19 protein-coding genes are annotated in these 26746 nt (G+C 65.6%); 8 read left to right on the forward strand and 11 right to left on the reverse strand.

Translation table 11 applies throughout. The features are described from left to right. Positions 1–26: 26 nt before the first annotated feature. Positions 27–2363, reverse strand: coding sequence for a Tex family protein (locus AB7M16_RS13285; RefSeq protein ID WP_453944167.1), 2337 nt, complete (start codon positions 2361–2363; stop codon positions 27–29). Between the two features lie 1267 nt (positions 2364–3630). Between AB7M16_RS13285 and atzD the strand changes: the two genes are divergently transcribed. Together atzD and AB7M16_RS13295 are read left to right on the forward strand one after the other, a co-directional pair. Beyond that, positions 3631–4734, forward strand: a complete 1104-nt coding sequence (gene atzD, locus AB7M16_RS13290) for a cyanuric acid amidohydrolase (RefSeq protein ID WP_453944168.1) — start codon at positions 3631–3633, stop codon at positions 4732–4734. A gap of 119 nt (positions 4735–4853) precedes the next feature. Further along, the gene (locus AB7M16_RS13295; RefSeq protein WP_453944169.1) at positions 4854–6323 is read left to right on the forward strand and encodes an amidase; all 1470 of its coding nucleotides are present in this window, start codon (positions 4854–4856) and stop codon (positions 6321–6323) included. Positions 6324–6563: 240 nt separating this feature from the next. Here AB7M16_RS13295 and AB7M16_RS13300 read toward each other — a convergent pair whose 3' ends face one another. Beyond that, on the reverse strand, positions 6564–6884 hold the full coding sequence (locus AB7M16_RS13300; RefSeq protein ID WP_172788450.1) for a hypothetical protein: 321 nt from the start codon (positions 6882–6884) through the stop codon (positions 6564–6566). A gap of 134 nt (positions 6885–7018) precedes the next feature. On the opposite strand from AB7M16_RS13300, the gene AB7M16_RS13305 reads away from it, so the two are divergent. Then, on the forward strand, positions 7019–7927 hold the full coding sequence (locus tag AB7M16_RS13305; RefSeq protein WP_453944170.1) for a PaaI family thioesterase: 909 nt from the start codon (positions 7019–7021) through the stop codon (positions 7925–7927). 67 nt (positions 7928–7994) lie between these two features. Then, a complete protein-coding gene (locus AB7M16_RS13310) occupies positions 7995–8360 on the forward strand; it encodes a hypothetical protein (protein WP_453944171.1) in 366 nt (121 codons plus the stop codon). A gap of 167 nt (positions 8361–8527) precedes the next feature. Here the strand turns inward: AB7M16_RS13310 and AB7M16_RS13315 are convergent, their stop codons facing one another. From AB7M16_RS13315 to AB7M16_RS13330, 4 genes are all read right to left on the reverse strand, one after another. Next, positions 8528–9964 (reverse strand): DUF1254 domain-containing protein, encoded by a 1437-nt coding sequence (locus AB7M16_RS13315; RefSeq protein WP_453944172.1) that lies wholly within the window; start codon positions 9962–9964, stop codon positions 8528–8530. Between the two features lie 201 nt (positions 9965–10165). After that, a complete protein-coding gene (gene poxB, locus AB7M16_RS13320) occupies positions 10166–11902 on the reverse strand; it encodes a ubiquinone-dependent pyruvate dehydrogenase (RefSeq protein ID WP_453944173.1) in 1737 nt (578 codons plus the stop codon). Positions 11903–12012: 110 nt separating this feature from the next. Further along, positions 12013–12645 carry a 2-dehydro-3-deoxy-6-phosphogalactonate aldolase gene (locus AB7M16_RS13325; RefSeq protein ID WP_453944174.1) on the reverse strand — a complete coding sequence of 211 codons (633 nt, stop codon included), beginning with the start codon at positions 12643–12645 and terminating at the stop codon, positions 12013–12015. A 14-nt stretch (positions 12646–12659) separates the two neighbouring features. Beyond that, on the reverse strand, positions 12660–13574 hold the full coding sequence (locus AB7M16_RS13330) for a 2-dehydro-3-deoxygalactonokinase (protein WP_453944175.1): 915 nt from the start codon (positions 13572–13574) through the stop codon (positions 12660–12662). Between the two features lie 251 nt (positions 13575–13825). Between AB7M16_RS13330 and AB7M16_RS13335 the strand changes: the two genes are divergently transcribed. Continuing rightward, positions 13826–14923 carry an LLM class flavin-dependent oxidoreductase gene (locus AB7M16_RS13335; RefSeq protein ID WP_172788468.1) on the forward strand — a complete coding sequence of 366 codons (1098 nt, stop codon included), beginning with the start codon at positions 13826–13828 and terminating at the stop codon, positions 14921–14923. 122 nt (positions 14924–15045) lie between these two features. Further along, the gene (locus AB7M16_RS13340; protein WP_453947176.1) at positions 15046–15567 is read left to right on the forward strand and encodes a flavin reductase family protein; all 522 of its coding nucleotides are present in this window, start codon (positions 15046–15048) and stop codon (positions 15565–15567) included. Between the two features lie 200 nt (positions 15568–15767). On the opposite strand, the gene AB7M16_RS13345 is transcribed toward AB7M16_RS13340, so the two are convergent. The 4 genes from AB7M16_RS13345 to AB7M16_RS13360 all read right to left on the reverse strand — a co-directional run bounded on the left by AB7M16_RS13345 (position 15768) and on the right by AB7M16_RS13360 (position 24737). Beyond that, complete coding sequence (locus AB7M16_RS13345) at positions 15768–17621, reverse strand: sigma-54-dependent Fis family transcriptional regulator (RefSeq protein ID WP_453944176.1); 1854 nt, start codon at positions 17619–17621, stop codon at positions 15768–15770. 237 nt (positions 17622–17858) lie between these two features. Beyond that, complete coding sequence (locus tag AB7M16_RS13350; RefSeq protein ID WP_453944177.1) at positions 17859–21164, reverse strand: carboxyl transferase domain-containing protein; 3306 nt, start codon at positions 21162–21164, stop codon at positions 17859–17861. 12 nt (positions 21165–21176) lie between these two features. Next, positions 21177–22895 (reverse strand): AMP-binding protein, encoded by a 1719-nt coding sequence (locus tag AB7M16_RS13355; RefSeq protein WP_453944178.1) that lies wholly within the window; start codon positions 22893–22895, stop codon positions 21177–21179. A gap of 159 nt (positions 22896–23054) precedes the next feature. After that, on the reverse strand, positions 23055–24737 hold the full coding sequence (locus AB7M16_RS13360) for a methyl-accepting chemotaxis protein (protein WP_453944179.1): 1683 nt from the start codon (positions 24735–24737) through the stop codon (positions 23055–23057). A 288-nt stretch (positions 24738–25025) separates the two neighbouring features. Here AB7M16_RS13360 and AB7M16_RS13365 point away from each other — a divergent pair, with 288 nt between their 5' ends. Further along, positions 25026–25526, forward strand: coding sequence for a hypothetical protein (locus AB7M16_RS13365; RefSeq protein ID WP_260382238.1), 501 nt, complete (start codon positions 25026–25028; stop codon positions 25524–25526). Between the two features lie 14 nt (positions 25527–25540). Further along, complete coding sequence (locus AB7M16_RS13370; RefSeq protein ID WP_172788461.1) at positions 25541–26017, forward strand: hypothetical protein; 477 nt, start codon at positions 25541–25543, stop codon at positions 26015–26017. A 3-nt stretch (positions 26018–26020) separates the two neighbouring features. Here the strand turns inward: AB7M16_RS13370 and AB7M16_RS13375 are convergent, their stop codons facing one another. Further along, entirely contained in the window at positions 26021–26617 is a 597-nt protein-coding gene (locus tag AB7M16_RS13375) for a TetR/AcrR family transcriptional regulator (protein WP_453944180.1), read from the reverse strand. Between the last annotated feature and the right edge of the window lie 129 nt (positions 26618–26746).

The following is a 26746-nucleotide window of genomic DNA, read 5'->3' on the forward strand; positions in this document are numbered from 1 at the left end:
GCAGAGAGCGGGGAGAGGTTAAGCGGTCACGCCCGCTTGCCGTTGTTCTTCTCCGCCGCGCGGCGCAGCGCTTCGGCGAGCGCGCCGCCGCCCGAAGACTCCTGCTTGCGCGGCGCGGACGAGGTCATGCGGCTGGCGTTGCGCTGATTGTTGTCGCGCTGCATGCCCGGCGCGTCCTTCTTAGGCCCGACCTCGTCGTCGAGGCGCAGCGTCAGCGAGATGCGCTTGCGGGCGACCTCGAAGTCCAGCACCTTCACCTTGACGATGTCGCCGGGCTTCACCACCTCGCGCGGGTCCTTGATGTAGGTCTTGGACATCGCCGAGATGTGCACGAGGCCGTCCTGGTGCACGCCGATGTCGACGAAGGCGCCGAAGGCGGCGACGTTGGTCACTGTGCCCTCGAGGATCATGCCCTTCTTGAGGTCCTTGATCTCCTCGACGCCTTCCTTGAACACGGCAGCCTTGAACGCCGGGCGCGGGTCGCGGCCCGGCTTTTCGAGCTCGCGCAGGATGTCGGTCACGGTCGGCAGACCGAAGGTCTCGTCGACGAAATCCTTCGGCTTCAGCGTGCGCACGACGTCGCCGTTGCCGATCAGCGCCTTGATGTCGCTCTTGGTCGCTTCGAGAATCCGGCGCACCACGGGATAGGCCTCGGGATGCACGCCGGAGGCATCGAGCGGATCCTCGCCGCCGAGGATGCGCAAGAAGCCCGCGCACTGCTCGAACGCCTTCGGCCCGAGCCGCGGCACGTCCTTGAGCGCCTTGCGCGACTTGAACGGACCGTTGGCGTCGCGATGCGCCACGATGCTCTGGGCGAGGCCGGAGCCGACGCCCGAGACGCGCGCCAGCAGCGGCGCGGAGGCGGTGTTGACGTCGACACCGACCGCGTTCACGCAATCCTCGACCACGGCATCGAGCGATTTGGCGAGCTTGGCCTGGCCGAGGTCGTGCTGATATTGGCCGACGCCGATCGCCTTCGGCTCGATCTTGACGAGCTCGGCGAGCGGGTCCTGCAGGCGCCGCGCGATCGAGACCGCGCCGCGCAGGGTGACGTCGAGGCCAGGCAGCTCCTCCGAGGCGAAGGCCGAGGCCGAATAGACCGATGCGCCGGCTTCCGACACTACGATCTTGTTCATCTTCAGCTCGGGCAGCCCCTTGACCAGCTCGGTCGCGAGCTTGTCGGTCTCGCGCGAGGCGGTGCCGTTGCCGATCGCGATCAGCTCGACGCGGTGCTTGATCGCGAGCCGGCCGAGGGTCGCCAGCGACTCGTTCCACTGCCGCTGCGGCTCGTGCGGATAGATCACGGCGGTATCGACGACCTTTCCGGTCGCGTCGGTGACGGCGACCTTGACGCCGGTGCGGTAGCCGGGATCGAGCCCCATGGTGACGCGGGTGCCGGCGGGCGCGGCCAGCAGCAGGTCGCGCAGGTTCGAGGCGAACACGCGCACGGCCTCGGCCTCGGCCGAGTTCCACAGCCGCATGCGTAGATCGATATTGAGATGCACCTGGATCTTGGTGCGCCAGGCCCAGCGCACGGTGTCGATCAGCCAGCGGTCGCCGGCGCGCTTGAGGTCGGCAATGCCGAACCGCTTCATGATCTTCAATTCATAGGCGCTCGGCACGCCCGGCGGCGGCGCTTCCGCCTCGGCCTGGATCTGGAGATCGAGGATCTCTTCCTTCTCGCCGCGGAACATCGCGAGGATGCGGTGCGAGGGCAGTTTCGTCAGCGGCTCCGAGAAATCGAAATAGTCGGCGAATTTCTCGCCCTCGGTCTTCTTGCCGTCGCGCACTTTGGAGGCCATGCGCGCATTGGTCCACATCTCCTCGCGCAAGCTCCCGATCAGGTCGGCGTCCTCGTCGAAACGCTCGACCAGGATGGCGCGCGCACCATCGAGTGCAGCAGCCGCGTCCGCGACGCCCTTCTCCGCGTTGATGAAGCCTTCCGCCACGACCTTCGGATCATTGCCGGGCTCGGCCATGAGCTGATTGGCGAGCGGCTCGAGGCCGGCTTCCTTGGCGATTTCCGCCTTGGTGCGGCGCTTCGGCTTGAACGGCAGATAGATGTCCTCGAGGCGGGCCTTGCTGTCGGCCGCCATGATCGAGGCCTCGAGCGCGGCATCGAGCTTGCCCTGCTCGCGGACCGATTCGAGGATGGCCTTGCGACGGTCCTCGAGCTCGCGCAGGTAAACCAGGCGCTCCTCCAGGGTGCGCAATTGCGCGTCGTCGAGCGCACCGGTCGCTTCCTTGCGGTAGCGGGCGATGAAGGGAACCGTGGCGCCGCCGTCGAGCAGCGTCACCGCCGCCTCGACCTGCTCGGCGCGAACCCCAAGCTCCTGCGCAATCTTCTGGTTGATGTTGGCCACGCGAGATTCCCTCTATCCTAGCACGCGGGCGCAGGGGCGAACCACCGGCCGCGGGACGCCGCTTATGGACCAACCAAGGTTGATTCATCAAGGTGCGGCGCGCAATCGTCGACAGAGGATTTTTTTGCCCGACCGATGCGATCTCGCCACATTCGTCGATTTGAGGCCGCGCTCTCGTGTCCCGGACGCAGCGCAGCGCGCCAGCGATGCGGTGCAGAGCCGGGACCCAGAGGCGGCACGGGAATACGGCGAGATGGGCCCCGGCTCTGCAGCGCACCGTCGAAGGGACGCTGCCATAGCGCGTCGAAGACGCGCGTAAACGCGCTGATGGCGTTCGGGGCACGAGAGCGGAATATGTCGCGCACACTCTCCTCCTCGTCATCGCGAGCGAAGCGAAGCAATCCAGAGTCTTTCCGCGGAGGGATTCTGGATTGCTTCGTCGCTTCGCTCCTCGCAATGACGGGAACAAGGGGCCGCATCGCCAGCTTCCAATCCACATTCAACGCGCAGACATGCCTTTGCATCCTCGCGGCGGAATAGGCCCGAGCTTTGCCTGGTCACGACACCCTCTGTCAGAGGGCGCAGGGAAGACCGGGTGCCGGCCGGGCACCCACGGTCCACTGTGCGAAGGTTGCGCTACAAGAGGCTGCACAGCGGCATACAGGTGAAGCCAAACAACCGGCCTTCCCTGCGCAGTGGTTTTACGGCTTATGCCGAGCTCTCCCCGGGGAGCGTTGCACTATTGCCCCCGTCGCCTTGCCGATAGCTGACGCGCGCGTCCGGTTGGACCGCCACATCACCGCAAGACTTGACGCACAGACCCCGGGCGTCAGGACGACACGGTTTTGCCGTACGCCGATCACACCGGTCGTGTGCGCGAGGTATTTCGCTCACGGTTGCCCGCCCTGCAAAACCCTTCGCGCCGGTGTAACGAGCGTCCACCACGGCTCACCCCACGTTCGTGACGATCGCGATACGCCCCTCTGACCGGGATGAGGTGGCGGGAGAATGCGACAAATCGGAAATTCTGTAAAGGCGAATATTTTCGCGCATGCGGATTGACCAGCCGATCGGGTGTTTTGCCCGTCGGGCAACGCAAGATCTTGTAGGGCGGATTAGCCGAAGGCGTAATCCGCCGCTTTGGTCCCCGCGGAGACAGAAGAGGCGGATTACGCTTCGCTAATCCGACCTACGCACTTGCACCTTGACATCACCCCCGTTCCACGGCTGGTGGGCTCGCCGGACCACCGAATTCCAAGGACCAATCATGCGTACGACATCGGTCGGCGTCTTCAGGATCGCCACCACGGGCCCCGGCGACGTCTCCGGCCTGATGGACTTGATCGGGTCCGGCGCGATCGAACCCCACGCGATCCTCGCCGTTCTCGGCAAGACCGAAGGCAATGGCGGCGTCAATGATTTTACCCGGGAATACGCGGTGGCCGCGCTATGCACGGCGCTGGCGCCCAAGCTCGGCCTGTCGCCGGAGGCAGTCGAGCAGCGCATCGCCTTCGTGATGTCCGGCGGCACCGAGGGCGTGCTGAGCCCGCACATCACGGTGTTCACGCGCAGCGAGGCCGAGCGCCCGGCGGGCCTGTCCGGCAAGCGCCTGAGCATCGGCATGGCGCACACGCGGGATTTTCTGCCGGAAGAGCTCGGGCGCTCGGCGCAGATCACCGAGACGGCCAGGGCCGTGAAGGCTGCGATGGCAGATGCCGGCATCAGCGATCCCGCGGACGTCCATTTCGTGCAGATCAAATGCCCGCTGCTGACCAGCGACCGCGGCGCGGCGGCACATGCGCGCGGCAACACGACGGCGACGACGAGCTCTTACAGCTCGATGGCCTATTCGCGCGGCGCCTCCGCGCTCGGCGTTGCGGCCGCGCTCGGCGAGATCGCCTCCAACATCAGGGACGAGGACGTGCTGCGGCGCTACGACCTGTTCTCGAAGGTCGCCTCGACCTCGTCGGGGATCGAGCTGATGCACAACGTCGTCATCGTGCTCGGCAATTCGGTATCTTCAGCGAGTGCGTTCGAGATCGGGCATGCGGTAATGAAGGATGCCATCGATGCGGCGGCGGTGACCGCGGCATTGGAGAGCGTCGGGCTTGGTGCAAATCCGCGGCCGGGCCGCGCGCTAGTCAACATCTTCGCCAAGGCCGAGGCCTCGCCTGACGGCAGCGTGCGCGGCCTTCGCCACACCATGCTGGAGGACACCGACATCAGCTCGACCCGCCACGCCCGCGCCGCGGTCGGCGGCCTGATCGCGGGCCTTGCCGGCACCGGCGCGGTCTATGTCTCCGGCGGCGCCGAGCATCAGGGGCCCGCCGGTGGCGGACCGGTTGCAGTGATCGCACGACTGTCGGATTGATACAGCCTGCCTCTGCGACCCCTCCATCCCATGCAACCCTGCCCCTCGCGGCGGCTCGGTTGATTCACGCGGTCCCTTGCGAAAAAGGTGACGCCGCACCTTAAGGGGACTTTGACTTCATGACTTTGCCGATGAGCTGGAATGAATGGGCGCAGCACGATGGCGTCGCGCTGGCGGGGCGTGTCCGCAAGGGCGAGCTGACGGCGAAGGAGCTGGCGCGCCAGGCCGCCGCCGGCGTTGCCAAGGTCAATCCGGCGCTGTCGGGCGTGGTCGAGCTGTTCGAGGACGTGATCGCCGATCCCGCCAAGGACGGCGCCAATCTCGCAGGTCCCTTCGCCGGCCTGCCCTTCCTGATGAAGGATCTCGGGCCGACCATGAAGGGCCGGCTGCAGGAAATGGGCTCGCTGCTGATGCGCGGCAATCGCGCGAGCGCCGATACGTTCCTCACCGGTAAATTCCGCCAGGCGGGGCTCAACCTGATCGGACGCACCACGACACCGGAATTCGGCGTGTGCTCGTCGGCCGACAATCCCGCCGTCTATGTCACCCGCAATCCCTGGAATACCGATTACACCACCTGCGGCTCGTCGGCAGGCAGCGCCGCGATGGTCGCCGCGGGCGTGGTGCCGATCGCGCATGCGACCGACGGCGGCGGCTCGATCCGCATTCCCGCCGGCGTCAACGGCAATATCGGCCTGAAGGTCTCGCGCGGCGTGTTCTCGCTGGCGCCGCACATGTCCGACCTCACCGGCCTCGTCTCGATCCAGGGCTGCCAGTCGCGCCGCGTGCGCGACACTGCCGCCTTCGTCGATCATGCGCGCGGGCCTGCGCCCGGCGAGTTCATGCCGTTCTGGACCACGGCGCAGCCTTATTGCGAGATGATCAAGCGCGACCCGGCAAAGCTTCGCATCGCGCTGTCTCACACATGGGGCAACTACACCGCGACGCCCGAGATCGCCACTGAACTGGAGAAGACCGGACGCTTCCTCGAAGGCCTCGGCCATCACGTCGACTACGCGCTGCCGGAGATCGACCTCCCCGCCGCCTTCGAGGCGCAGACCACCTGCTACATCTCGAACTTCGCGGTGGTGATCTCCAACATGCTCGCCGCGCGCGGACTGGAAAAGCCGCCGGAGGATCTGATCGAGCCGATGAACATCCGCATCTGGGAGGCCGGGCGTCACACCAGCTTCGCCGAGCGGGCGAAGATGCAGGCCGTGTTCAACACGACCTCGCGCGGCTTCGGCAGCTTCTTCGAGCAATGGGACGTGATCCTGACGCCGATCACGGCGCTGCCGACGCCGAAGGTCGGCACCAGGGAATATCTCACCATCTCCGACAACCCCGATGTGCGCGACTGGTTCGACAACCTCTGGCGCTTCTTCGCCTTCACGCCGCTCGCCAATCTCTGCGGCATGCCCGCGATCTCGATGCCGATGGCGGCGCAAGACCACGGCCTGCCGCTCGGCATCCAGGCCATCGCCAAGCAGGCCAATGACGGCCTGCTGCTGCAGCTCGCCGCCCAGATCGAGCGCGCGCTCGACGGCAAGTGGAACGGCGGCAAGAAGCCGAAGGTGCATGTGAGCTAAATTAGAGCGTGATGAGATCAGTTCGATCGCTGCAGCGGAGGTGCACTCCCTCTCCCGCTTGCGGGAGAGGGTGTTTCCGCGACGGGACAATCCCCTAGAGGAGAAAGCCCTCACCCGCGCCTTCGGCGCGACCTCTCCCGCAAGCGGGAGAGGTTGCAGCGAGCCCGTGGCATCGATTCAACCTAAAGCCATTCCGCTTTAGCAAGTGTGCGATCGCACGACACGCGATCGCAACCGCCTTCAGTTCTTCACTGCCGGTATCTCCTCCGCCACCGGCTGCTTCTGACCCTGCTGATACATCGCCAGCGCCTTGTCGAGGGCTTCGCGCAGTGCCAGCGCCGCAGCCACACTGCAACGTAAGTGCGCGGTCTGGACCACGTCGACCCTGACGGCGGCGCCGACCGGCATCAACAGGTTCGCGGCGAGCTCGATCTGGATCGCGCCGTTGTGGTGGCCGAAGCAGGATGCGCCGTCGAAATAGATGATCGGCGCCCGCTCCGAGCTGGAGCTCGAAATGGTGACGGGCCCCTGATTGGTGGCGGGCGTTTCGGGGTCGGCCATGGGCGCTCCTTGCAGGTCATCGACGAACGAAGCGTCCACCATCGGCGCTTCGGCCCGCCCTGTCGAGACCAAACCGCCCCGTGCGGGGCCCATTCGGGGTTTTGCGCGGCCCGGCACTGGTCTAGAACGTCCCCATGAGCACCTTACCGACCACGCTTGCCTTCGAGGAACTCGCCGAGGCCATCAAGGACCGCCGCTCCGATTATGGCCACATCAGCGGGCTCCAGCTCGACCGCTTCGCGCCGGCCGAGGCCTGGTCCAGCCTGCCCTATCGTCCGGTCTTCGTCGGCGACGCCGAGACCGGCGTGCTGCACGGCGGCGTCGTCACTGCGATGCTGGACGAGAGCTGCGGCATGGCGGTGCAACTTGCGCTCGACGGCACGCGCGCCATCGCAACCCTCGATCTGCGTATCGACTACCAGAAGCCGGCGACGCCCGGTCTCGACATCAAGGCGCATTCGGTCTGCTACCGCACCACGCGCTCGATCGCCTTCGTGCGCTCCACGGCCTATCAGGAGTCCGAAGACGATCCGGTCGCGACCGCAACCGCCTGCTTCATGATCGGTGCCAACCGCACCAACATGCTCGCCGACCGCCGGATGGATGCGCGCAGCATCCCGACGCTGGAGGCGCCGGAGGATCCGGACGGGCCGTTTGCGCGCAGCCCGTTCGCACGCGCGCTCGGCATCCGCATCAACGATGACGGCACGCTGACGATGCCGTTCTCGCCGCAGATCATCGGCAATCCGATCCTGCCCGCGATCCACGGCGGCATGACCGGCGCCTTCCTCGAGACCACCGCCATCATCGGGGTGGCGCGCGAGCTCGGCGCTGCCGCACCGCCCAAGCCGATCGGCCTCACCGTCAACTATTTGCGCTCCGGTCGCGCACTCGACACGTTTGCCGACGTCTCGATCGTGAAGCAGGGCCGACGCATCGTCGCCTTCGAGGCGCGGGCCTGGCAGGACGATGCGGAGAGGCCGATCGCCACCGCTTTCGGTCACTTCATGCTGCGTCCGACGCCTGGAAGCGACGAGGAATAAGCTCATTTTGACTTGACGGCCGCAGGTCCGGCCACAACGATAGCGCGCCTTCGCGAGAGGAATTGGATTGCGGCATCCGCTCGACATCGTCGCCATGTTCGCCGCACTCTGGCTGCTGGCGTCGATGGTGCTCGACGCGCTGACGCCGAAGGAGCTGACGGCGATCATGATCGGCATCGCGATCGGACCCGCCATCGTCGTCACCGCCGTGTTCTACTACCTGCGCTGCCCGCGAACGGATTTTGCGGTGATGTTCGCAGCGCTGTGGCTGATCTCCGATATCGCCATCGCCTTCATCTCGCCGAAGGAGCTGCCGCATTTCCTGATCGCGCTCGGCTTCGTGCCGGCGCTGCTGATCGGCATCGTGCTGCACTGGCAACGCCTCCAACGCCGCCACGAGCAGCTGCCCGCGCCTTCGCCGAAGCGCGGCTAGGCCGTGTACCCATAAACCCGGCGGCGTGATGCAACGAACGCAATGTCCGCTTCGCCCCTATAGCGGCTGAGTTCGTGCGGCGGCGCAATATGTCGCGATGGATAAGCGGCCGTAAAAGTCTCCGCCGACGCGGTGCTTCCGCGCCGACCGAGTTCTGTTGTGTTTGTTCAGTTGACCTTGACTACCTGCGGCACCTTCCAGCTCCCATCGATGATCGAAGGCGGAGTGTCCTTCGGCCAGTACATCCGCAGCATCAGGACGAAGTCGCCCTTCGGCGCCGGCAGCCAGTTGGCTTCTTTGTCTGCGCCCGGCGACTCGTTTTGGAAGTAGAGGGTCAGTGAGCCGTCGGCATTGAACTTCGGATTGTCGCGCATGCTGACGGTGAACCTATTGAGAGGATTTGGGACGAACCACCAGCCCTGGTCGATCATGTACATGGTGAACGACCAGAAACCGTTGACGGGAGGTGTCGCATCCTTCGGGAAGGTCAAGGTGTACTTGTTTGCGCCGCTCAGCTTCTGTCCTGTCGAATCCTTTTCGGTGTTCGGATAGACGGCGTCGCGCTCCTGGTTAGCGGGCCAGCCAAAGGCTGCCACCACCGCTCGCTTCATGTAATCGGAAGGGCCGTAGGTACCGAGCCCCTTGGTAATCGACCAGCCGTCAACTATCCCACCGAGGTTGTCCTTATTAGCCTCGATCTTCTTCAGAGCCGTCTGGGGAATGTCCTTCAGCGCTTGCTGAATTGCCGGATCAAGCTTGCTCATCTCGAACGACTTGCCGGGCACGATACCGATCTTCGCCATGCTCGCGAGCATCGGTGCATCCGCCGCTGGCGCGGGAGCCGCCGCCGCCATCAGCTTGGCCATCAGATTAAAGTATCCCTCCGTCCCCATGGCGAGAATGACCGTCTGCGGCTTGTCGGTCATGCTGAAGCCCGGACTGGGATTTACCGACGGTGCCACGGGCGTGTACGGCTTGCCCCAAGCGGAAAGCGGCGTGATCTTGTACTGTGTCTGCAGCGCGTTGACGGCCTTGTAGTCAGCCTCGCTACCGTCGGCATAGGTGCGGCCGAGAATGACCATGTAGCGTGTCGCCATTGGGAAGTGTTTCATATCGGCCGGTACCTCGCCCTTCCAGCCCGGAGCGGTGAACAGGTAATTGGCGGCCTTTCCGCTGGCCGTCCGCTTGCTCGGCGAGTGCTCGGAATCCGACATCCAAAGATCAGTGATCTCGAAGAGATAGAAGCGATTGCCCATATCCGGGTGACTGAACACCTGCGGCTCTGCAAGATCGAGCCAGGCAACCGAGTACAGCGTGTCGGCATTGGGCGCGGAGACTCCGCGATAATCCGCGGGCGGATAGCGCGGAACGTTGACGAATTGACCGGTCGGACTCGTGAATCCCTCGACCTTTGGCACGTTGCTCATCTGCACGCGGGTTACTTCGGTCGTGATCAGCGAATAGCCATAGACATAGGCATCGGTGGCGATCTGCTGCGCTTCCGCGGGCGATACGGATTGCGCGCGCGACGGTACGGTGGCCGCGAAGCAAATCGATACGGCAAAGCTAACAGCGAGAAAAATACGTCGATCAATCGCGTTCATACTGTCCACCCTTTCCGTCTCCTAGACAACCGTGGGAGGTAGTGGGTTCAGGTAAGCACGCCGAAATAGACGCTTGAAACAAACCGTTCCATTGATTCAGATCAACAGGTGTCTACCGGGGTCATTGGCGGTCGTCGGCCGAGCCGCGCCAAGTCGGCTTTGGGTCATTTTCGACGGGCTGAATCTTAATTTCATCACCCCTTACCGCGGCAACAGATTCGTCTTCGCGAGGTCCAGCACCTCGTCGCCGCGCCCGTTCATCACCGCGCGCAGCACCCAGAGGCTGAAGCCCTTGACCTGCTCGGCCGTGATGGTCGGCGGCATCGACAGCTCCTGCTTGGCGGTGACGACGTCGAGCAGCGCCGGCCCATTGTGCGCCAGCATCTCCTTCATCGCGCCCGGAAGCTCGCCGGGATCCTCGACGCGCCTGGCAAAGATGCCCATCGCGCGCGCCATCGCGGCGAAGTCCGGGTTCTCCAGGTCGACATTGGTATCGACGAAGCCCGCGGCCTTCATCTCCAGCGCGACGAAGCCGAGCACGCCGTTGTTGAAGACGACCACCTTCACCGGCAGCTTTTCTTGCGTCAGCGTGATCAGGTCGCCCATCAGCATGGTGAACCCGCCGTCGCCGGAGAGCGAGATGACCTGGCGCCCGGGCTGGGCGGCCTGCGCGCCGATCGCCTGCGGCATGGCGTTGGCCATCGAGCCGTGCACGAAAGAGCCGATCAGGCGGCGGCGGCCGTTCATGTCGAGATAGCGCGCCGCCCACACCGTCGGCGTGCCGACATCGGCGGTGAAGACGGCATCGTCGGAGGCATGGTCGCTGATCACCTTGGCGAGATATTGCGGGTGGATCGGCTTGGCTCCGGGCGTGCCCTTGGCGAGCGAGTCCAGACCCTCGCGGGCTCTCTTGTAATGCGCGACGGCCTCGTCGAGATGCTTGCGCTGTGGCTTCGTCTTGAGCAGCGGCAGCAGTGCCTCGATGGTGAGCTTGACGTCGCCGACGAGCCCGAGATCGATCCTGCAGCGCCGTCCCAGATTTTCCGGGCGGATGTCGATCTGCGCGACCTTGGCATCATCAGGGAAGAACTGCTTGTAGGGAAAATCGGTGCCGAGCATCACCAGCGCGTCGCAGGCGTGCATCGCGGCGTAGCCGGAGGAGAAGCCGATGAAGCCGGTCATGCCGACGTCATAGGGGTTATCGTATTCGACATGCTCCTTGCCGCCGAGCGCGTGCACGATCGGGCTCTTCAGGGTCTCGGCGAGCTGCATCAAAGGCGCATGCGCGCCGGCGCAGCCGCGGCCGCAGAACAGGGTGATGCGCTCGGCGCCGTTGAGAAGATCGGCGAGGGCCTTCAGCTCGTCCGCCTGCGGCACGACCTGTGGCGAAGCCAGCGCAAGGCTGCGCGTCGTCGACAGCGCGCGCTTCGGAGGACTACGGAACGCGACATCGCCGGGCATCGCGACGACGGCAACGCCGCGCAAGCCCACCGCCGCGCGAATCGCGTTCTCCAGCACGTAAGGCAGCTGGCTCGGGTCCGAGACCAGCTCGCAATAATGGCTGCATTCGCGGAACAGGTTTTGCGGATGCGTCTCCTGGAAATAGCCGCCGCCGATCTCGGCGGTCGGGATCTGCGCCGCGATCGCCAGCACGGGAACGCGGCTGCGATGCGCATCGAACAGGCCGTTGATCAGATGCAGATTGCCGGGGCCGCAGGAGCCCGCGCAGACCGCGAGGCTGCCGGTCATCTCGGCTTCGCCGGCCGCTGCGAAGGCCGCGACCTCTTCGTGCCGGACATGGATCCATTCGATCGTGCCGCGGCGGCGCAGCGCCTCGGTCAGCGCGTTCAGGCTGTCGCCGACGATGCCGTAGATGCGCTTGACGCCGGCCTGCTCGAGCGTTGCCACGAACAGGTCGGCCACGTTGTTGATCGCCATGTCGGTCTCCTGATTCAGCCAGTCGCATAAGATGATGCGCGCATGTCGGCATCGCGCCACCATATGGCAGAATAAGCCAGGTCAGGATCACGGCTAGTTTATTGTCGATTTCAATCGCTCTGAATTGCCCGATCGTAAGCGGCAATTGTCACCTCTGCGCGAGCTGCGACATCCGCTGCACTCATGCCGGGCTTGTAGAGGCTGGAGCCGAGCCCGAATGCGGTCACGCCGCCCTTGATGTATTCGGCAAAGTTCTGGTCGGAGACGCCGCCGACGGCGGCGATCATCACGCCTGCCGGCAGCACGGCGCGGATCGCGGCGATGCCGGCAGCGCCGAGCACGCTCGCCGGAAAGAATTTCAAGCTCGACGCGCCCGAGCGCGCCGCCAGCAGCGCTTCGGTCGGAGAGAAGACGCCGGGCATGGTCACCATGCCGTGCTGATGCGCGCGCGCCAGCACCTCGGTGTCGACATTGGGCGAGACCATCAGCCTGCCGCCGACGTCGTTGAGGCGATCAACGTCTGCCGTCGTCAGCACCGTGCCCGCGCCGATCAGCACGCCTGATGGCGCGAGCTTCACGGCAAGCCCGATCGAGCGGAACGGATCGGGCGAGTTCAGGGGGATCTCGATCGCGGTCATGCCGGCCTGGATCAACACGCCGACGATCGCCTCGGTCTCCTCGGGCTTGATGCCGCGCAGGATCGCGACCAGCGGCCGCTGCATCGGCGGAAAGGGAACACTCATCTCTCGCAGTCCTTCTACTTCGTCCAGATCGCGGCAGCCGCCATCGACAGACCGCGACGGACGGCTTCATCCGCATCGACCGGCTTGGCGGTCATCGACAACGCCTCGAAAGCCAGCCGATACAGCATTGCAAGCCGGCCCGAGGCAATCAGCGTGACACCTTCTTTCGGTACTGCGCCGGAAAGCCCTGCCGCCAGCTCGACGCCGATCAACGTGCCCGACAGCGTCTCGCGCGCCGCGGCGGGCGTGCCGCCGAACAGCAGCTGGCGCGCGCGCGCCGTGAACAGCAGGTTGGCGGCGAAGGCCGGAGCCTCGAACGCGGCTGTCACGGCCGCCTTGAAGCTCGCAATATCTTCGGCGTCATCAGCGCCGGCGACTGCGAGCGACAGGATGGTCTCGCGCGAGACGACGCTGAACAGCTCGCCGGTCATGAAGGTGGAAAACCGTTCGACCGCGCCGTCCTTCACGCGAACCCATTTCGAATGCGTGCCGGGCATGCAGACCAGCGCCTCGCCCGCGGCATCGAGGCCGAGCGCGCCGAGCAATTGCGTCTCCTCGCCGCGCATGACGTCCGGCGCCTTAGCGTCGCGCTGGGCGATGCCCGGCAGGATGCGGATGTCGCGCGCCTCGCCCGGCACGCGCACGGCCTGTTTCAGGACGGCCAGGAGCTGTGCCGGCGTGTCGACGTAGCCGGCCTCGACCCAGCCGGTCTTGGCGCCGGCCATGCCGCAGACCAGAACCGGCAGATGATCCGGCGCTTCGACCGCGGCCAGATGCGCTTGCAGCACGGCGGGAAAGCCGGTCTTCGCCGCCGCCAGCATGCCCTCGCCGCTGCGGCGCTCGGCAATCACCTGCCCAGCGCGATCGACCAGCCAGAGCCGGAAGCTGCTGGTGCCCCAATCCACCGCGACATAAGCGGGTTCGGTCATATCAGGTCTCGTCCTCGTCTCATGGCCAAGACGCCGTCTCGCGACAGATGAGACGATGTCCAGCAGGCTCCCGTCGAGATACCGGCTATTGCGCGGGCAAACCAGTCCTTTCTCTTCAATTCGAGGCTCCGCCGCGCTGGCACACCGCTTGCTCAAGGTTCATCACTCAACAAGCTTCATCACTCAACAGGCTTCATCACTCAACTCCGTCAACGCGCGACAAGACGCGTCAACATCAGATGAGGAAACCCATGGAGATCGGCTATTTCACGATGCCCTCGCATCCGCCGGAGTGCGGGCTGAAGGAAGGGAACGACTGGGACCTGCAGGTCATGCGCTGGCTCGACGAGCTCGGCTACCAGGAGGCCTGGGTCGGCGAGCACCACACCGCGCCCTGGGAACCCAATCCCACGCCGGACCTTCTGATCGCGCAGGCCTTGATGCAGACCAAGCGCTTGCGCATCGGGCCGGGCGGCTTCCTCTTGCCCTATCACCACCCCGCCGAGCTCGCCAACCGCGTTGCCATGCTCGACCATCTCTCCGAGGGCCGGCTCAATTTCGGCGTCGCGGCGAGCGGCCTTCCGAGCGACTGGGCGATGTTCAACGTCGACGGCATGAGCGGACAGAACCGCGACATGACGCGCGAGGCGCTGGAGATCATCCTGAAGCTGTGGACCGAGCCGGCGCCCTTCACCCACAAGGGCAAGTACTGGACGGTGACCAAGCCGGACACCATGTTCGATTTCCTCAAGCCCCACATCAAGCCGCTGCAGGCGCCGCATCCGCCGATCGGCGTTGCGGGCCTATCCAAGAACTCGGACACGCTGAAGCTCGCCGGCGAGCGCGGCTTCATCCCGATGAGCCTCAACCTCAATCCGGCCTATGTCGGCAGCCACTGGGACTCGGTCGAGATCGGCGCGGCCAAGACCGGACGCAAGCCGAACCGGCAGGATTGGCGGCTGGTGCGCGAGGTGTTCGTCGCCGACACGGACGAAGAGGCCTGGAAGCTCTCGACCGGCGACATGATGGGCCGGATGATGAGCGAGTACTTCCTGCCGCTGCTCGGCCATTTCGGCTTCAAGGATTATCTGAAGCACGCCCCTGACGTGCCCGACAGCGACGTCACGGTGGAATATTGCGCCAAGCGGAACTGGATCGTCGGCTCGCCCGCAACCGTCGCCGAGAAGATCGAAAAGATCTACGACGAGGTCGGCGGCTTCGGTGTGCTCCTGGTGTTCGGCTTCGACTACAAGCACAAGGCGGAGGCCTGGCATCACTCGCTCTCGCTGCTGAAGAACGAGGTGATGCCGCGCCTTGCGCATCTCGGCTCCGCGAAGAAGGCGGCTTGACCTGATAGCGGGTGCGGCGCGATCGTGCCGCACCCGCTTCTATTGTCGGAGATTTCCGCGTGACGGTGGACGCCAGTTCTTTCGACGCCAATTCTTTCGACGCTACGCATTTCAAGCAGGCGATGCGCCAATGTGCCGGTGCCGTGGCGCTGGTCACGGTGGGCGCCGATCACGGCAAGCGCACGGGGCTGACGGTGACCTCGGCCTGCTCGTTGTCGGACAAGCCGCCCTCGCTGATCGTCTGCGTCAACCGCAACGCCAGCGCACATGCCCGCATCCGAGAGGAAGGTGCTTTCGCCATCAACTTCCTGCACGAGGATCACGCGCTGCTCGCCCTCACCTTCAGCGGCCAGAAGGGCGTCAACGGCGACGATCGCTTCGCCTTCGGGCAATGGACGCGTGGCGTGACCGGCGCGCCGGTGCTGGCGGATGCGGTCGCCGCGTTCGACTGCGTGCTGGCGCAAGAGTTCGAGACCACGACGCATTCGATCTTCGTCGGCGAGATCCGCAGCGCCTCGCATTCCGCTGCGGCCACGCCGCTGGTGTACCTGCGCAGCAATTTCCACACGCCGCAAGAAATCCGCGAGACGGTCGCGATCGGCGATCTCGATGCACGGCACCTGAGCTGGACGGATTTTTCGTAAAGGGGCGCCGCGCGCTCGGTGCACCTTCTCCCCTTGCGGGAGAAGGTGGCGCGAAGCGCCGGATGAGGGGTATGTCTCCGCGAACTCCGATGAGAGACGTGCTCGCGGAGAGAACCCCTCACCCGTCTCGCCGCTGCGCGGCGAGCCACCCTCTCCCACAAGGGGAGAGGGAAAGGACGCACGCTGCGTGGAATCGAGCGCTACTGCGCCGTCTCGATCTTCAGCTGCTTGATCTTGCGATAGAGCGTCGCGCGGCTCAGCTTGAGTGTACGCGCCGCTTCCGTCACGCGGCCACCATGCTTACGTAGCGCCGCGACGATGGTCGCACGCTCGGCCGCTTCAAGGTCGGGCTCCGTCGGTCCGCCGAACGGCGGCAGATCGAGATCGGCATCGGTGATGACGCCATCTTCCGCCGTGCAGCCGGCAAGCCGCAGCACGTGGCGGAGCTGGCGCATGTTGCCGGGAAACGGATAGGCCGCGAGCTGCGACCAGGCCTCGTCCGAGAGCCGGCAGTTCGGCGCCTCCTCACGCGCGATCTGGCGAATGATGTCGCCGCGGTCGGCACGCTCGCGCAAGGCGGGCAGGCGCACCTCGATGCCGCGCAGGCGGAAGTAGAGGTCGGCGCGGAAGGCTCCCGCTTCCGCCATGCGGCCGAGATCGCGATGCGTGGCGCTGATCAGGCAGATATCGACAGCGACAGACTTGAGCGCACCGAGCGGCCAGACCTCGCGGTTTTCCAGAACGCGCAACAGGCGCGTCTGCAAGCCGATCGGCATGTCGCCGATCTCGTCGAGGAACAGCGTGCCGCCGTCGGCCTGCACGATCAGGCCCTTCGAGCCCTCGCGCCGCGCGCCGGTGAAGGCGCCCGCCTCGTAGCCGAACAGCTCGGCGTCGATCAGGCTTTCCGGCATCGCCGCGCAATTGAGCGCGACATAATTGTTGCGCGCGCGATTGCTCGCACCGTGAATGGCCCGCGCGAACACGTCCTTGCCGACGCCGGTCTCGCCATGCAGCAGCACCGGCAGATTGTGATCGCCGATGCTTCGCAGCCGCTTGACGCTTCGGATCAGGCCGGGGTCGCGGCCGGCAAGCCGATGCAACGCGTCGAAGCGATCGACTTGCGCATCGCGGCGCGACGCCTGCGATCTCGCACGCAGGGGCGGCGCAACATGGCCCTGCCCCAACGGACGGCCATCGCCATGGTGCAGCTCGACGATCTCGCCGGTGCCACGCGCGGCGTGATGATCGAACTTGACGTAGCGCGACAGGTCGATGCCGGAGCCGATCATGCCGTCGGTGAGGCCGAGCAGCGCACGCGCCGAGCGGCAGGCGCCGACGATGCGGCGGTCGTCGTCGTAAGCGACGAGGCCGCTGCCGCCGTCACCGGGCACGGTTGCGATCCAGGCATTGCGGAAATGACCGCGGAAGATCGCACCCTCCATCCGCCGCGTAGCTTCCATCGTCACCGCGAGTGCAAGCTGATGCGCGGCGCGCTCCAGGTCTTCGCGGCAGGAGGTGATGTTGATGGCACCGGCGAGCCGGCCGGCCTGGTCGAACAGCGGCGCCACGGCGCAGGAGAACATGTGCCATTGCGCGCGAAAATGCTCGTCGCGATGCACCAGAATCGGCTTCTCCTCGGCCAGCGCGGTGCCGAGCCCATTGGTGCCCTCGCAAGCCTCTGCGAAGTTCGAGCCGGTGTAGATCTTCCAGTCCAGAAACATCCTTGCGTCGGCTTCGCCCGGCAGACGGCTGAACAGCATGGTCGCGTTCACATCCGCGAGATTGACGCAATAGCCGGCGTCGCGCAGCACGCGGGCGAGATCGTCGAGCTCGGGCGTGACGAGCCGGATCGTCTCCTCCATCGGCCCGGCGACATGACGGATCTCGGCTTCGGTGAGCGTCTGCGGCGGGCCCTGGCGGGCGGGATCGAGCTTGTGATTGACGAGGCAGCGTCGCCAGGAATTGGCAATCCGCGAGGAGGCATCGACGTCGGCCACATGATTGGCGACGGACAAGACACGGGCGACATGGTTCGAGGCCGAGAGGCTGGCCATCGCGGACGTCTCCACCCTGTATTATTGTGCAAAGTCTGGCACCGCAGGCGGGGATGTCAATCGGGAACCGGGGACGCAGTTGTATGGCGCGATGGCCCAGCGCCGTCATGGCCGGGCTTCGTCCCGGCCATCCACGTGTTACCGCGAATGCGAAAGAACGTGGATGCCCGGAAGCCCGGGCATGACGACGTGGAAATAGATCGTCTCTATCATCATGCAACTAGTGCTGCACTGCGCTCACCACGTGTCGATGCACGGCCGCTTCTTCGCCGTCCTCGGCGCGGGCTTCGGCACTGTGCGCAGACCGGCCATGATCCAGCGCCGCGTCTCGGCGGGATCGATGACGTTGTCGATCTCGAACACGGAGGCGATCGAGACCGCTTTGCCGTTGGCGTAGAGCTCGGCGACCTTGTTGCGGTAATAGGTCTCGCGCTCCTCGGGATCGGCGATCGCCTCCATCTCCTTGCGGAAGCCGAGGCGGACATAGCCCTCCAAGCCCATGCCGCCGAACTCGCCGGTCGGCCAGGCCGCCGTGAAGAACGAGGCGTGGAAGCCGCCGCCGATCATCGATTGCGCGCCGAGACCGTAGCCCTTGCGCAGCACAATGCCGAACAGCGGCACGGTGAGGCTGGCGCCGGTCACGAACATGCGGGAGACGTGGCGCACGATCGCGGTCTTCTCCGCTTCCGGGCCGACCATGAAGCCGGGCGTGTCGCACAGCGAGACAACAGGCAGATCGAAGGCGTCGCAGAGCTGGAGGAAGCGCGCAGCCTTGTCGCCGCCGTCGGCATCGATAGCGCCGCCGAGATGGCGCGGATTGTTGGCGATCAGGCCGAACGGCTTGCCCTCGATGCGGATCAGCGCAGTGATCATGCCGACGCCGTAGTCACGGCGCAGCTCCAGCACGCTGTCCTTGTCCGCGACGAGATCGATGACGCTGCGGATGTCATAGACGCGGAGGCGGTTCTCGGGAATGGCGCGGCGGAGCAGGCGCTGGTCGGCGGCCTCCCACTGCGTCACCGCGCCCTGGAAATAGGACAGGTATTTCTGCGCGACAGATGTCGCCTCCTCCTCATCCTCGACCAGGATGTCGATGACGCCGTTCGGCGACTGGAACGAGACAGGGCCGACTTCGGCCGGATGATAGACACCGAGGCCGCCGCCCTCGATCATCGCCGGGCCGCCCATGCCGATCGAGGCGTTCTTGGTCGCAATGATGACGTCGCAGCAGCCGAGCATCGCGGCATTACCGGCGAAGCAATAGCCGGAAACGACACCGACCACTGGAACGAGGCCCGAGAGCCGGGCGAATTGCACGAAGGACGGACCGTCGAGGCCTGTCATGCCAAGCCGGTCGGTATCGCCGGGCCGGCCGCCCCCGCCCTCGGCATAGAACACCAGCGGCACGCGCCAGTCTTCCGCGAGGCTCAGCATGCGGTCGATCTTCTTGTGGTTCATGTGGCCCTGCGTGCCCGCAAGCACGGTGTAGTCATAGGCGACGACGATGCAACGCGCGCCTTCAGGCCCGAACTTCTCTGCATTTACCGTGGCGACGCCCATGACGAGGCCATCGGCCGGCGTGTTCTTGATGAGGTCGTCGAGCTTGCGCCGGCGGCGCTGCGCCGCGATCGCGAGGCTGCCGTACTCCATGAACGAGCCGTCATCGACGAGCTGGGCGACGTTCTCGCGCGCGGTGCGCTGGTTGGTGTTGCGACGGCGCTCGACCGCAGCGGGGCGGTTCTCGTCGAGCGTGTTGGCCTGGCGGGCGATCAGCTCGGCGAGGTCGGGGCGGATGTGATCGAGATCGACATCGGCTTCCGCCGTCGTGCTGTCGGCGGCGACGTCGAGGGGCTCGAGATAGAGGATCGGCTCGCCATGCATCAGCGTGACCCCGTCGCCGGCGACGAGCTTCATGACCCGGCCGCCCTGCTCGGCCATCACCAGATGCTCCATCTTCATGGACTCGATCACGGCAAGCTGCTGGCCGGGGCGTACGATCTCGCCTTCCTTCACCTGGATGGTGACGATGGTGCCTTGTAGGGGCGCCGCGACCATCACCGCGCCTTCGGGCACGGCTTGCGCGACGTGCACCTCCGCGCTGTGGCCACCGCTACGCTCGGCTGCTGCGAAATAGAGCGGCTTGGCCGCGCCATCCGATGCTTCCACGAGCTTGGTAATGTTGCGGTCAATGAAATCGGTCGCGATGCGGTTGGTCCTGAAATCGGGATGTGCGAGCACCGCCTGAAGGAAGGCAATGTTGGTGACGACACCGTCGATCCGGAACTCGCGTAGCGCCCGCGAGGCTTTCGCGACCACGTCATGCCAGGCCTCGCCTGGCGTGTGCACGATCACCTTCGCCAGCAGCGAGTCGAAAGCGGCGCTGGTCTTGTAGCCGGCATAGCCGAAGCTATCGACGCGCACGCCGGGCCCCGACGGCGGCTCGAACACGGCGAGCACGCCTCCGGTCGGATGCGTGGCGCCGGTTTCGTCCAGCGTTTCCATGTTGACGCGAAGCTGCATGGCATAGCCGCGCGGCTTCGGAATGGATGTTTGCGCAAGACCCAGCGAAGCCAGCGTGCTGCCTGCGGCGACCGCAAGCTGGGCGCGGACGAGATCGACGCCGAGCACCTCTTCCGTGACGGTGTGCTCGACCTGGAGCCGCGGATTGGCCTCGATGAAGGCGAAGCTGTCCTCCGCGGTGCCGTCGACCAGAAACTCGAACGTGCCGAGATTGTCGTAAGACGCCGCACCCGCCAGCTGCTTCGCAGCCTCGATGATCCGGCCGCGCACGGCATCGCTCAGCGACGGGCTCGGCGCCACCTCGACCAGCTTCTGGTGCCGGCGCTGGATGGTGCATTCGCGCTCCCAGAGATGGGAGGTCGCACCATGGCGATCGCCGATGATCTGGACCTCGATGTGGCGCGCCTGCCGGATCAGCCGCTCGGCATAGACGCCGTCGAAGCCGAACGCCGCCTTGGCTTCGGACTGACAGCGCGCATAGGCTTCCGCAAGATCGGACGCGTTCTCCACCACGCGCATGCCGCGGCCGCCGCCGCCGGCCATCGCCTTGATCACGATCGCAGCGCTGCTGCCGAGCGAGGTAAAGAATGCCGTGATCTCCTCGAGGCTCGACGGCCCGCTGGTGCCGGCAATGATCGGCACGCCGCAGCGTTTCGCCAGCTGCCGGGCAGCGACCTTGTCGCCGAACAACTCCAGCGCCTCCGGCTTCGGCCCGACGAAGACGATACCGGCATCGGCGCAGGCTTTGGCAAAGGCGGCGTTCTCGCTGAGAAAGCCGTAGCCTGGATGCACGGCATCGCAGCCGGCCGTCTTGGCCGCCTTCACCACGGCTTCGATGTCGAGATAGGCCCGCGCACCGCGACCGGGGATCTCGATCGCCTCATCCGCAACGCGCACATGCAGCGACAGCGCGTCATCGGCGGGATGGATCGCGACCGTCGCGATGCCGGCATCGGCCGCCGCGCGTGCGATGCGGATGGCGATCTCGCCGCGATTGGCGATCAGGAGCTTCTTGAACGACATCGTCTCTCTCAACTATACGGCAGGAGGATTTGGGTTGAGGTCCTGCTTCCTGACTTTGCCCGTGGCCGTCAGGGGCAGCGCATCGATGATGCGGACTTCGGGAACCTTGTAGACGGCCATGCGCTCGGCGCACCAGGCACGCAGTTCCTGTTCCGAGACCGTGCCGATCGCTTCGGGCTTGAGCTGGATATAGGCGACCGGCACCTGGCCCTTGTCAGGATCGTCGCGGCCGACCACGCCCGAGCCCAGCACCTTCGGATGCTGGCCCAGCAGCGCCTCGATCTCCGGCGGAAACACGCTCATGCCCTTGACCTTCAGCATCTCCTTGCGTCGCCCGAGGAAGTGCAGAAAGCCGTCCTTGTCGATCGTGCCGATATCGCCGGTGCGCAACCAGCCGTCGACGAGCGACTCCGCCGTCGCCTCCGGCTTGTTCCAGTAGCTCTTGAGCAGCGACGGCGTGCGCACGCGGATCTCGCCTTCTGCCCCCAGCGGCAGCAGCGCGCCGGTCTCGAAATCGGTGATCTTGAACTCGGCCCCGGGCACCGGCAGGCCGACGAAGATCGGCTGGCTGTTGAGGTCGAAATCCCCGTCCTGAAAGCCAGCGGTGAAAGTATTGGAGGTGTGGGTCTCGGTCATGCCCCAGGCCGCCTCCATCAGGATCGTGCCGGTGAGATCCTTCCAGCGCCTGCGATAGCCGGCGTTGAGCTTCTTGACAAAGGAGACCACGCGCACCTGTTGCAGCGACGACAGGTCGAACTCGCTCCAGCGCGGATGGTCCATCATCTCGACCGCGCTGTCGACCGGCATCGCCGTGATCGTGACCTTGTACTTGTCGATCGCCGCCATCGCGCCGACGGCGTCCCAGCGCGCGAGCAGAACCAGCGTGCCGCCCGAGAACAGCGGAAAGATCAGGCCGGAATTCTCGCCCGCAATCCAGAACTCCGGAAAGAACGACAGGAACACACTGCTCTCGTCCGAGGGAAACGAGATGCCGTAATTGGCGGCGGCCGTATAGACCATGTCGCGATGGGTGTGGACACAGCCCTTGGGCATGCCGGTGGTGCCGCCGGTGTAATTGAGCGCGGCGACATCATCGAGGTGAGGCGGCGGCAGCGGCGTCGGTGCGGGCATTGCCGCAAGCGCCGGCAGGAGATCAGTCGCGGCAGCGATCGCAACGCGCGGCGTGCGGATCGAGTCCGGCGCGGGAAAGGCAGGCGCGGCCGGCACGACATCGGCAAAGCTGGTGACGATGATCTCGCGCAGCTTCACCTCGCCACTCACTTGCTCGACGACGGGGATGAGCTGGTCGAGCGCCACGATCACATCGGCCTGGGTGTCGTTGAGCTGGTAGGACAGCTCGAACGCGCGCGACAGCGGGCTGATGGGAACGTGGACCGCGCCAAGCTTCAGGATACCGAAGAACACGACGTGGAATTGCGGGCAGTTCGGCAGGAAGACCGCGACGCGATCGCCTTTGCGCACGCCCTTCGCCTGCAACAGCGCCGCAAAACGATCGCTCTGCCGATCGAGATCGGCATAAGTGGTCACATGGCCGTAGAAGATCACGGCGGGCCGCTCCGGACTCCGCTTCGCCCAGGCGCGCAGATATTCCGTCAGGGGAACTTCGCCATGTAGATAGTTCGGCGAGCGCGGCAGGCCCGTCGGCCAGGCCTTGTCCCACAGGCCGCGCAAATTGGCGAGGTAGTCCTTCTCGTCGAGGCCCGTGTTCATGACGTCCTTCCCGTGTTGCTTTTCTTTTCGGGACGGCACGCACGTGCCGCCAGTCGACGTCGTTACACGTCGAGCACGGCAGACTTCATGTCAAGGAAAACAGTCTCCGCATCACGGCCGATGCCGCGACGCGGAAAAAGATCACCTGCAGCGCTTCAGTTACGCTGCCCGCACGCCCGCAACGAAGGCGCTGACTTCGTCCTGCAGCGATTGCAGCTTGTGCGTCAGCCGGCCGCTCGATTGCAGCACGAGGCCGGCGGCCTGGCCGGTCTCGGCGGTCGCATCGGTGACGCCGGCGATGTTGTGCGAGACCTGGTCGGTGCCGGAGGCCGCCTCCTGCACGCTGTGCGCGATCGCCTTCGTCGCGGCGCCCTGCTCCTCGACCGCGGCGGCGATCGACGAGGAGATCTCGTTGACCTCCATGATGGTGGCGCGGATGCTCTCGATGTTGCCGACGACCTGATTGGTCTCGGCCTGGATCGCGGTGATCTGCGCACCGATCTCGTCGGTCGCCTTTGCGGTCTGGCTCGCCAGCGACTTCACCTCGCTCGCGACCACCGCAAAGCCCTTGCCCGCTTCGCCCGCGCGAGCCGCCTCGATGGTGGCGTTGAGCGCGAGCAGATTGGTCTGCGAGGCGATCTGGTTGATGAGGTCGATGACCTCCCCGATCTTGTGCGCGGCGGCGGCAAGGCCCTGCACGGTGTCGTTGGTGCGCTGGCCGTCGGCGGCGGCCTTGTCGGCCACTGTCGCGGCCTGTGCCACGCGCTGGCTGATCTCGGCGATCGAGGCCGACAATTCGCCGGCGGCGGAGGCCACCGTCTGCACGTTGCTCGAGGCCTGCTGGCACGCGGTGGCGACGAAGCTGGCACGATCGCTCGCCTTGTTGGCGGTTTCCGACATGCCCTGCGCGGCCTGCTGCATCGCGCGCGCCTCGTCGAAGACGTCGCGGACGACGGCCTGGACGCTCGCCTCGAACTTGCCGGCGAGATCGGCCATCGTCTTGCGCTTCTCGTCGTCGGCCTTCTGCTTCAGCTCCTGCTGCTCGGCATGCATCCGGCTCACGGCCGATGCGTTGTCCTTGAACACGGCGAGCGCCTTGGCGAGGCCGCCGACCTCATCGCGGCGGTCGGTGTAGGGCACGTCGAAGGCGCTGTCGCCGCCGGCAAGGCGCTCGGTCAGGGCGGTGATCCGGGCCAGCGGCCGGGTGACGCTGCGGCCGATCAGGAACGAGGCGCCGAGCACCACGACCAGCACCGCGAGACAAATATAGGCGAAGGTCATCGCGTTCTGGCGGAAGGCGGCGTCGACGTCATCGAGATAGATGCCGGTGCCGATGATCCAGCCCCAGGGCGCAAAGCCCTTCACATAGGAGATTTTCCCGACCGGCCGGTCGAAGCCGGGCTTCGGCCAGAGATAGCCGTAGAAGCCCGCACCCTGCTTGGTGACGACGTCAACGAAGCCCATGAACAGCGCATTGCCGGCCGGATCCTTCATCGCGGAGAGATCCTTGCCGTCGAGCTCGGGCTTGATCGGGTGCATGACCATCCTGGGGGTCATGTCGTTGATCCAGAAATACTCGACCTTGTCGTAGCGCAGGCTCTTGATCTCGGTCATGGCGCCGGCCTGCGCCTGCTCGCGCGAGAGTTTTCCTTCGCTCTCGAGCTTCTGGTAGTGCGCCAGGATGCCGTAGCCGACGTCGACCATGTGCTGCGTCTTGGCCTGGCGGTCGGCGACCATCTGCGTGCGCAGGGTCGAGAGCGCGACCGGCGCCAGCGCGATCATGCCGAGGAGGCTGATGCCGACAATCAGGACCAGCTTGAAACTGATGCGGGAGAAAATCATCGGTGCTCACAGGAATTGGAAGGGCTGATATGCCAGTTTATCCCTGGCCCCTTAGCAAAGCCTTAAGCATTCGGGTTCCGGCATCCCCGCAATTGTGCGGGGCGGGCGGCCCCGCTGCTCATCGCTGCGGGCGAGCGACCGACCGCGTCCGAGATACGAATTCTTCCAAACTAGAACACCTCGACATCGCCTCTCCGCGCGTTGACTTGGAGAGCTCTCTGGCAGAACGATCGGCGCAGATCATCCGCGCCAGCGCTGGCGTGAGCGCAGCCAGAGGCGAGAGGCACAATGCATCGATCGACAGACACAAGGCAGCTCGACCTTCCTGCGCTGTGCGCGGCGGAGCGGCTCTTCATCTGGGGATTTCGCGCGAAGGCCCGCAGCGGAAGCGCCGTCCCGACGGCGGCCGATATCAAGCAGGTGTACGACCATTTCCGCGTCGGCGATGCCGTGCTGTCGCTGGAATCCATCATCGAGATCTTTGCCTGCACCGCGCATACGGCGATCGAAGTGCACTGCCCCACCTGTCCGCGCATGTCCGACAGCGAGCACGGCATCTTGCGCGCGATTGCCGCGGCCCAGCAGGACCGCGTCGATGTCGCGCGCGAGCAGTTCGAGCGCTGGCTGCCGCCGGTCGGCGCCGATTGGGCACTCGCGCCGGTTGGGGGGCTTGCAACGATCTTCCGCATGGCCGGCCTCATCCTGCCCGACCGTCACGTGCAATCTTTCGAGCATGACCGGATGATGGCGATGAAGAGCTGGTTCGTGGGCAGCGCGACGTTGCATTAACGAGATCACTCACGATGCGGGCCATTTGCGATTCTGCGCCGAAGCCGGACGCGGGCGAGCCGCTGCTCTGTCCGCTTCAAGCCGCGCTGGCGACCCGGCCGAGCATCGACAGCTACGATGATTTTTCCCGCGTCGCGCTGGCGCTGTTCCGCTTCATCGGAGCGGCCTATGCGACCGGCGCATCGGATTGCTGGGAAGCGGCCTATCGCTTTGCCGAGGACGCTCCCGGCATTGCCGACAGCCCGCTGCTGGTTGCGCGCGCGGCAGCGCTCGTCAGGATCCTGCGCGGCGACCGGCCCTGCGAGCTGTGCTTCATGCCGCCGTCCTGCAGGCGGCTTTCCAAGGACGAGGCGGAATTGATGCGCCTGCTGGCAGTCGCGCGCCGCAAGCAGCCGGGCGAGCTCGGGTCGGTGGTCTGCCAATTCGTCGGCTCCGGGAAAGAGGATGCGACAACGCAGGCGATCAACGCGCTGGCGCTGGCCTGCTGCTGACACCTAACCTCCCTTCTCGAGCACGAGATCGATCGCGTGCGCGGCGATCTTGCGCAGCTGGGCTTCGTCGCCATAGGCGCGTTCGAGCACGGCAAGGCCGCGCGTCACCGTGATGATGTGCAGCGCTGCGGCCGCCGGATTGCCCTTGAACTCGCCACGCTTGGCGCCCGCCGACAAGGTGTCCTGAACCAGCGTGGTGATGCGGGAAACGAGGCTCGCAAAGGCCTGGCGCGCCTCTTCGTCCAACCCTTCGCCTTCCGCCGCGCCGAGCTCCATCAGGCCGCGCGTGGTCGGGCATCCCCGCGGCGGCGAGCCGGAACGGAAATTGGTGATGGTGAGGTCGAAGAACGCGGTGAGGCGTTTGCGCAAAGACCCCGTCCCGAGCGCTTTTTGCAGGGCGAGCAGATAGTCCCCGGCGTAGCGCTCATAGGCCTGCAGGAACAGCGCTTCCTTGCTGCCGAACGCATTGTAGAGGCTGCCGCGCTGCACACCGGCGTCGCGCGCGATGTCCGACAGCGAGCTGCCGCGCACGCCCTTGCGCCAGAACTGGTCGAACGCGATGCGCAGCACTTCGTCATGGTCGAACTCGCGTGGCCTCAAATGTTGCTCCTCAAAGTATTTGACACTCCGTCAAGAACATGCTTTCTCGACATCGTGTCAAAAACAAATTGGGATTGATATCCCGTTTCGTCAAGCCGACGGCCGGCGCGGACCATGTGCCCGGCCGAT

This window comes from Bradyrhizobium sp. USDA 372, from assembly GCF_053629095.1.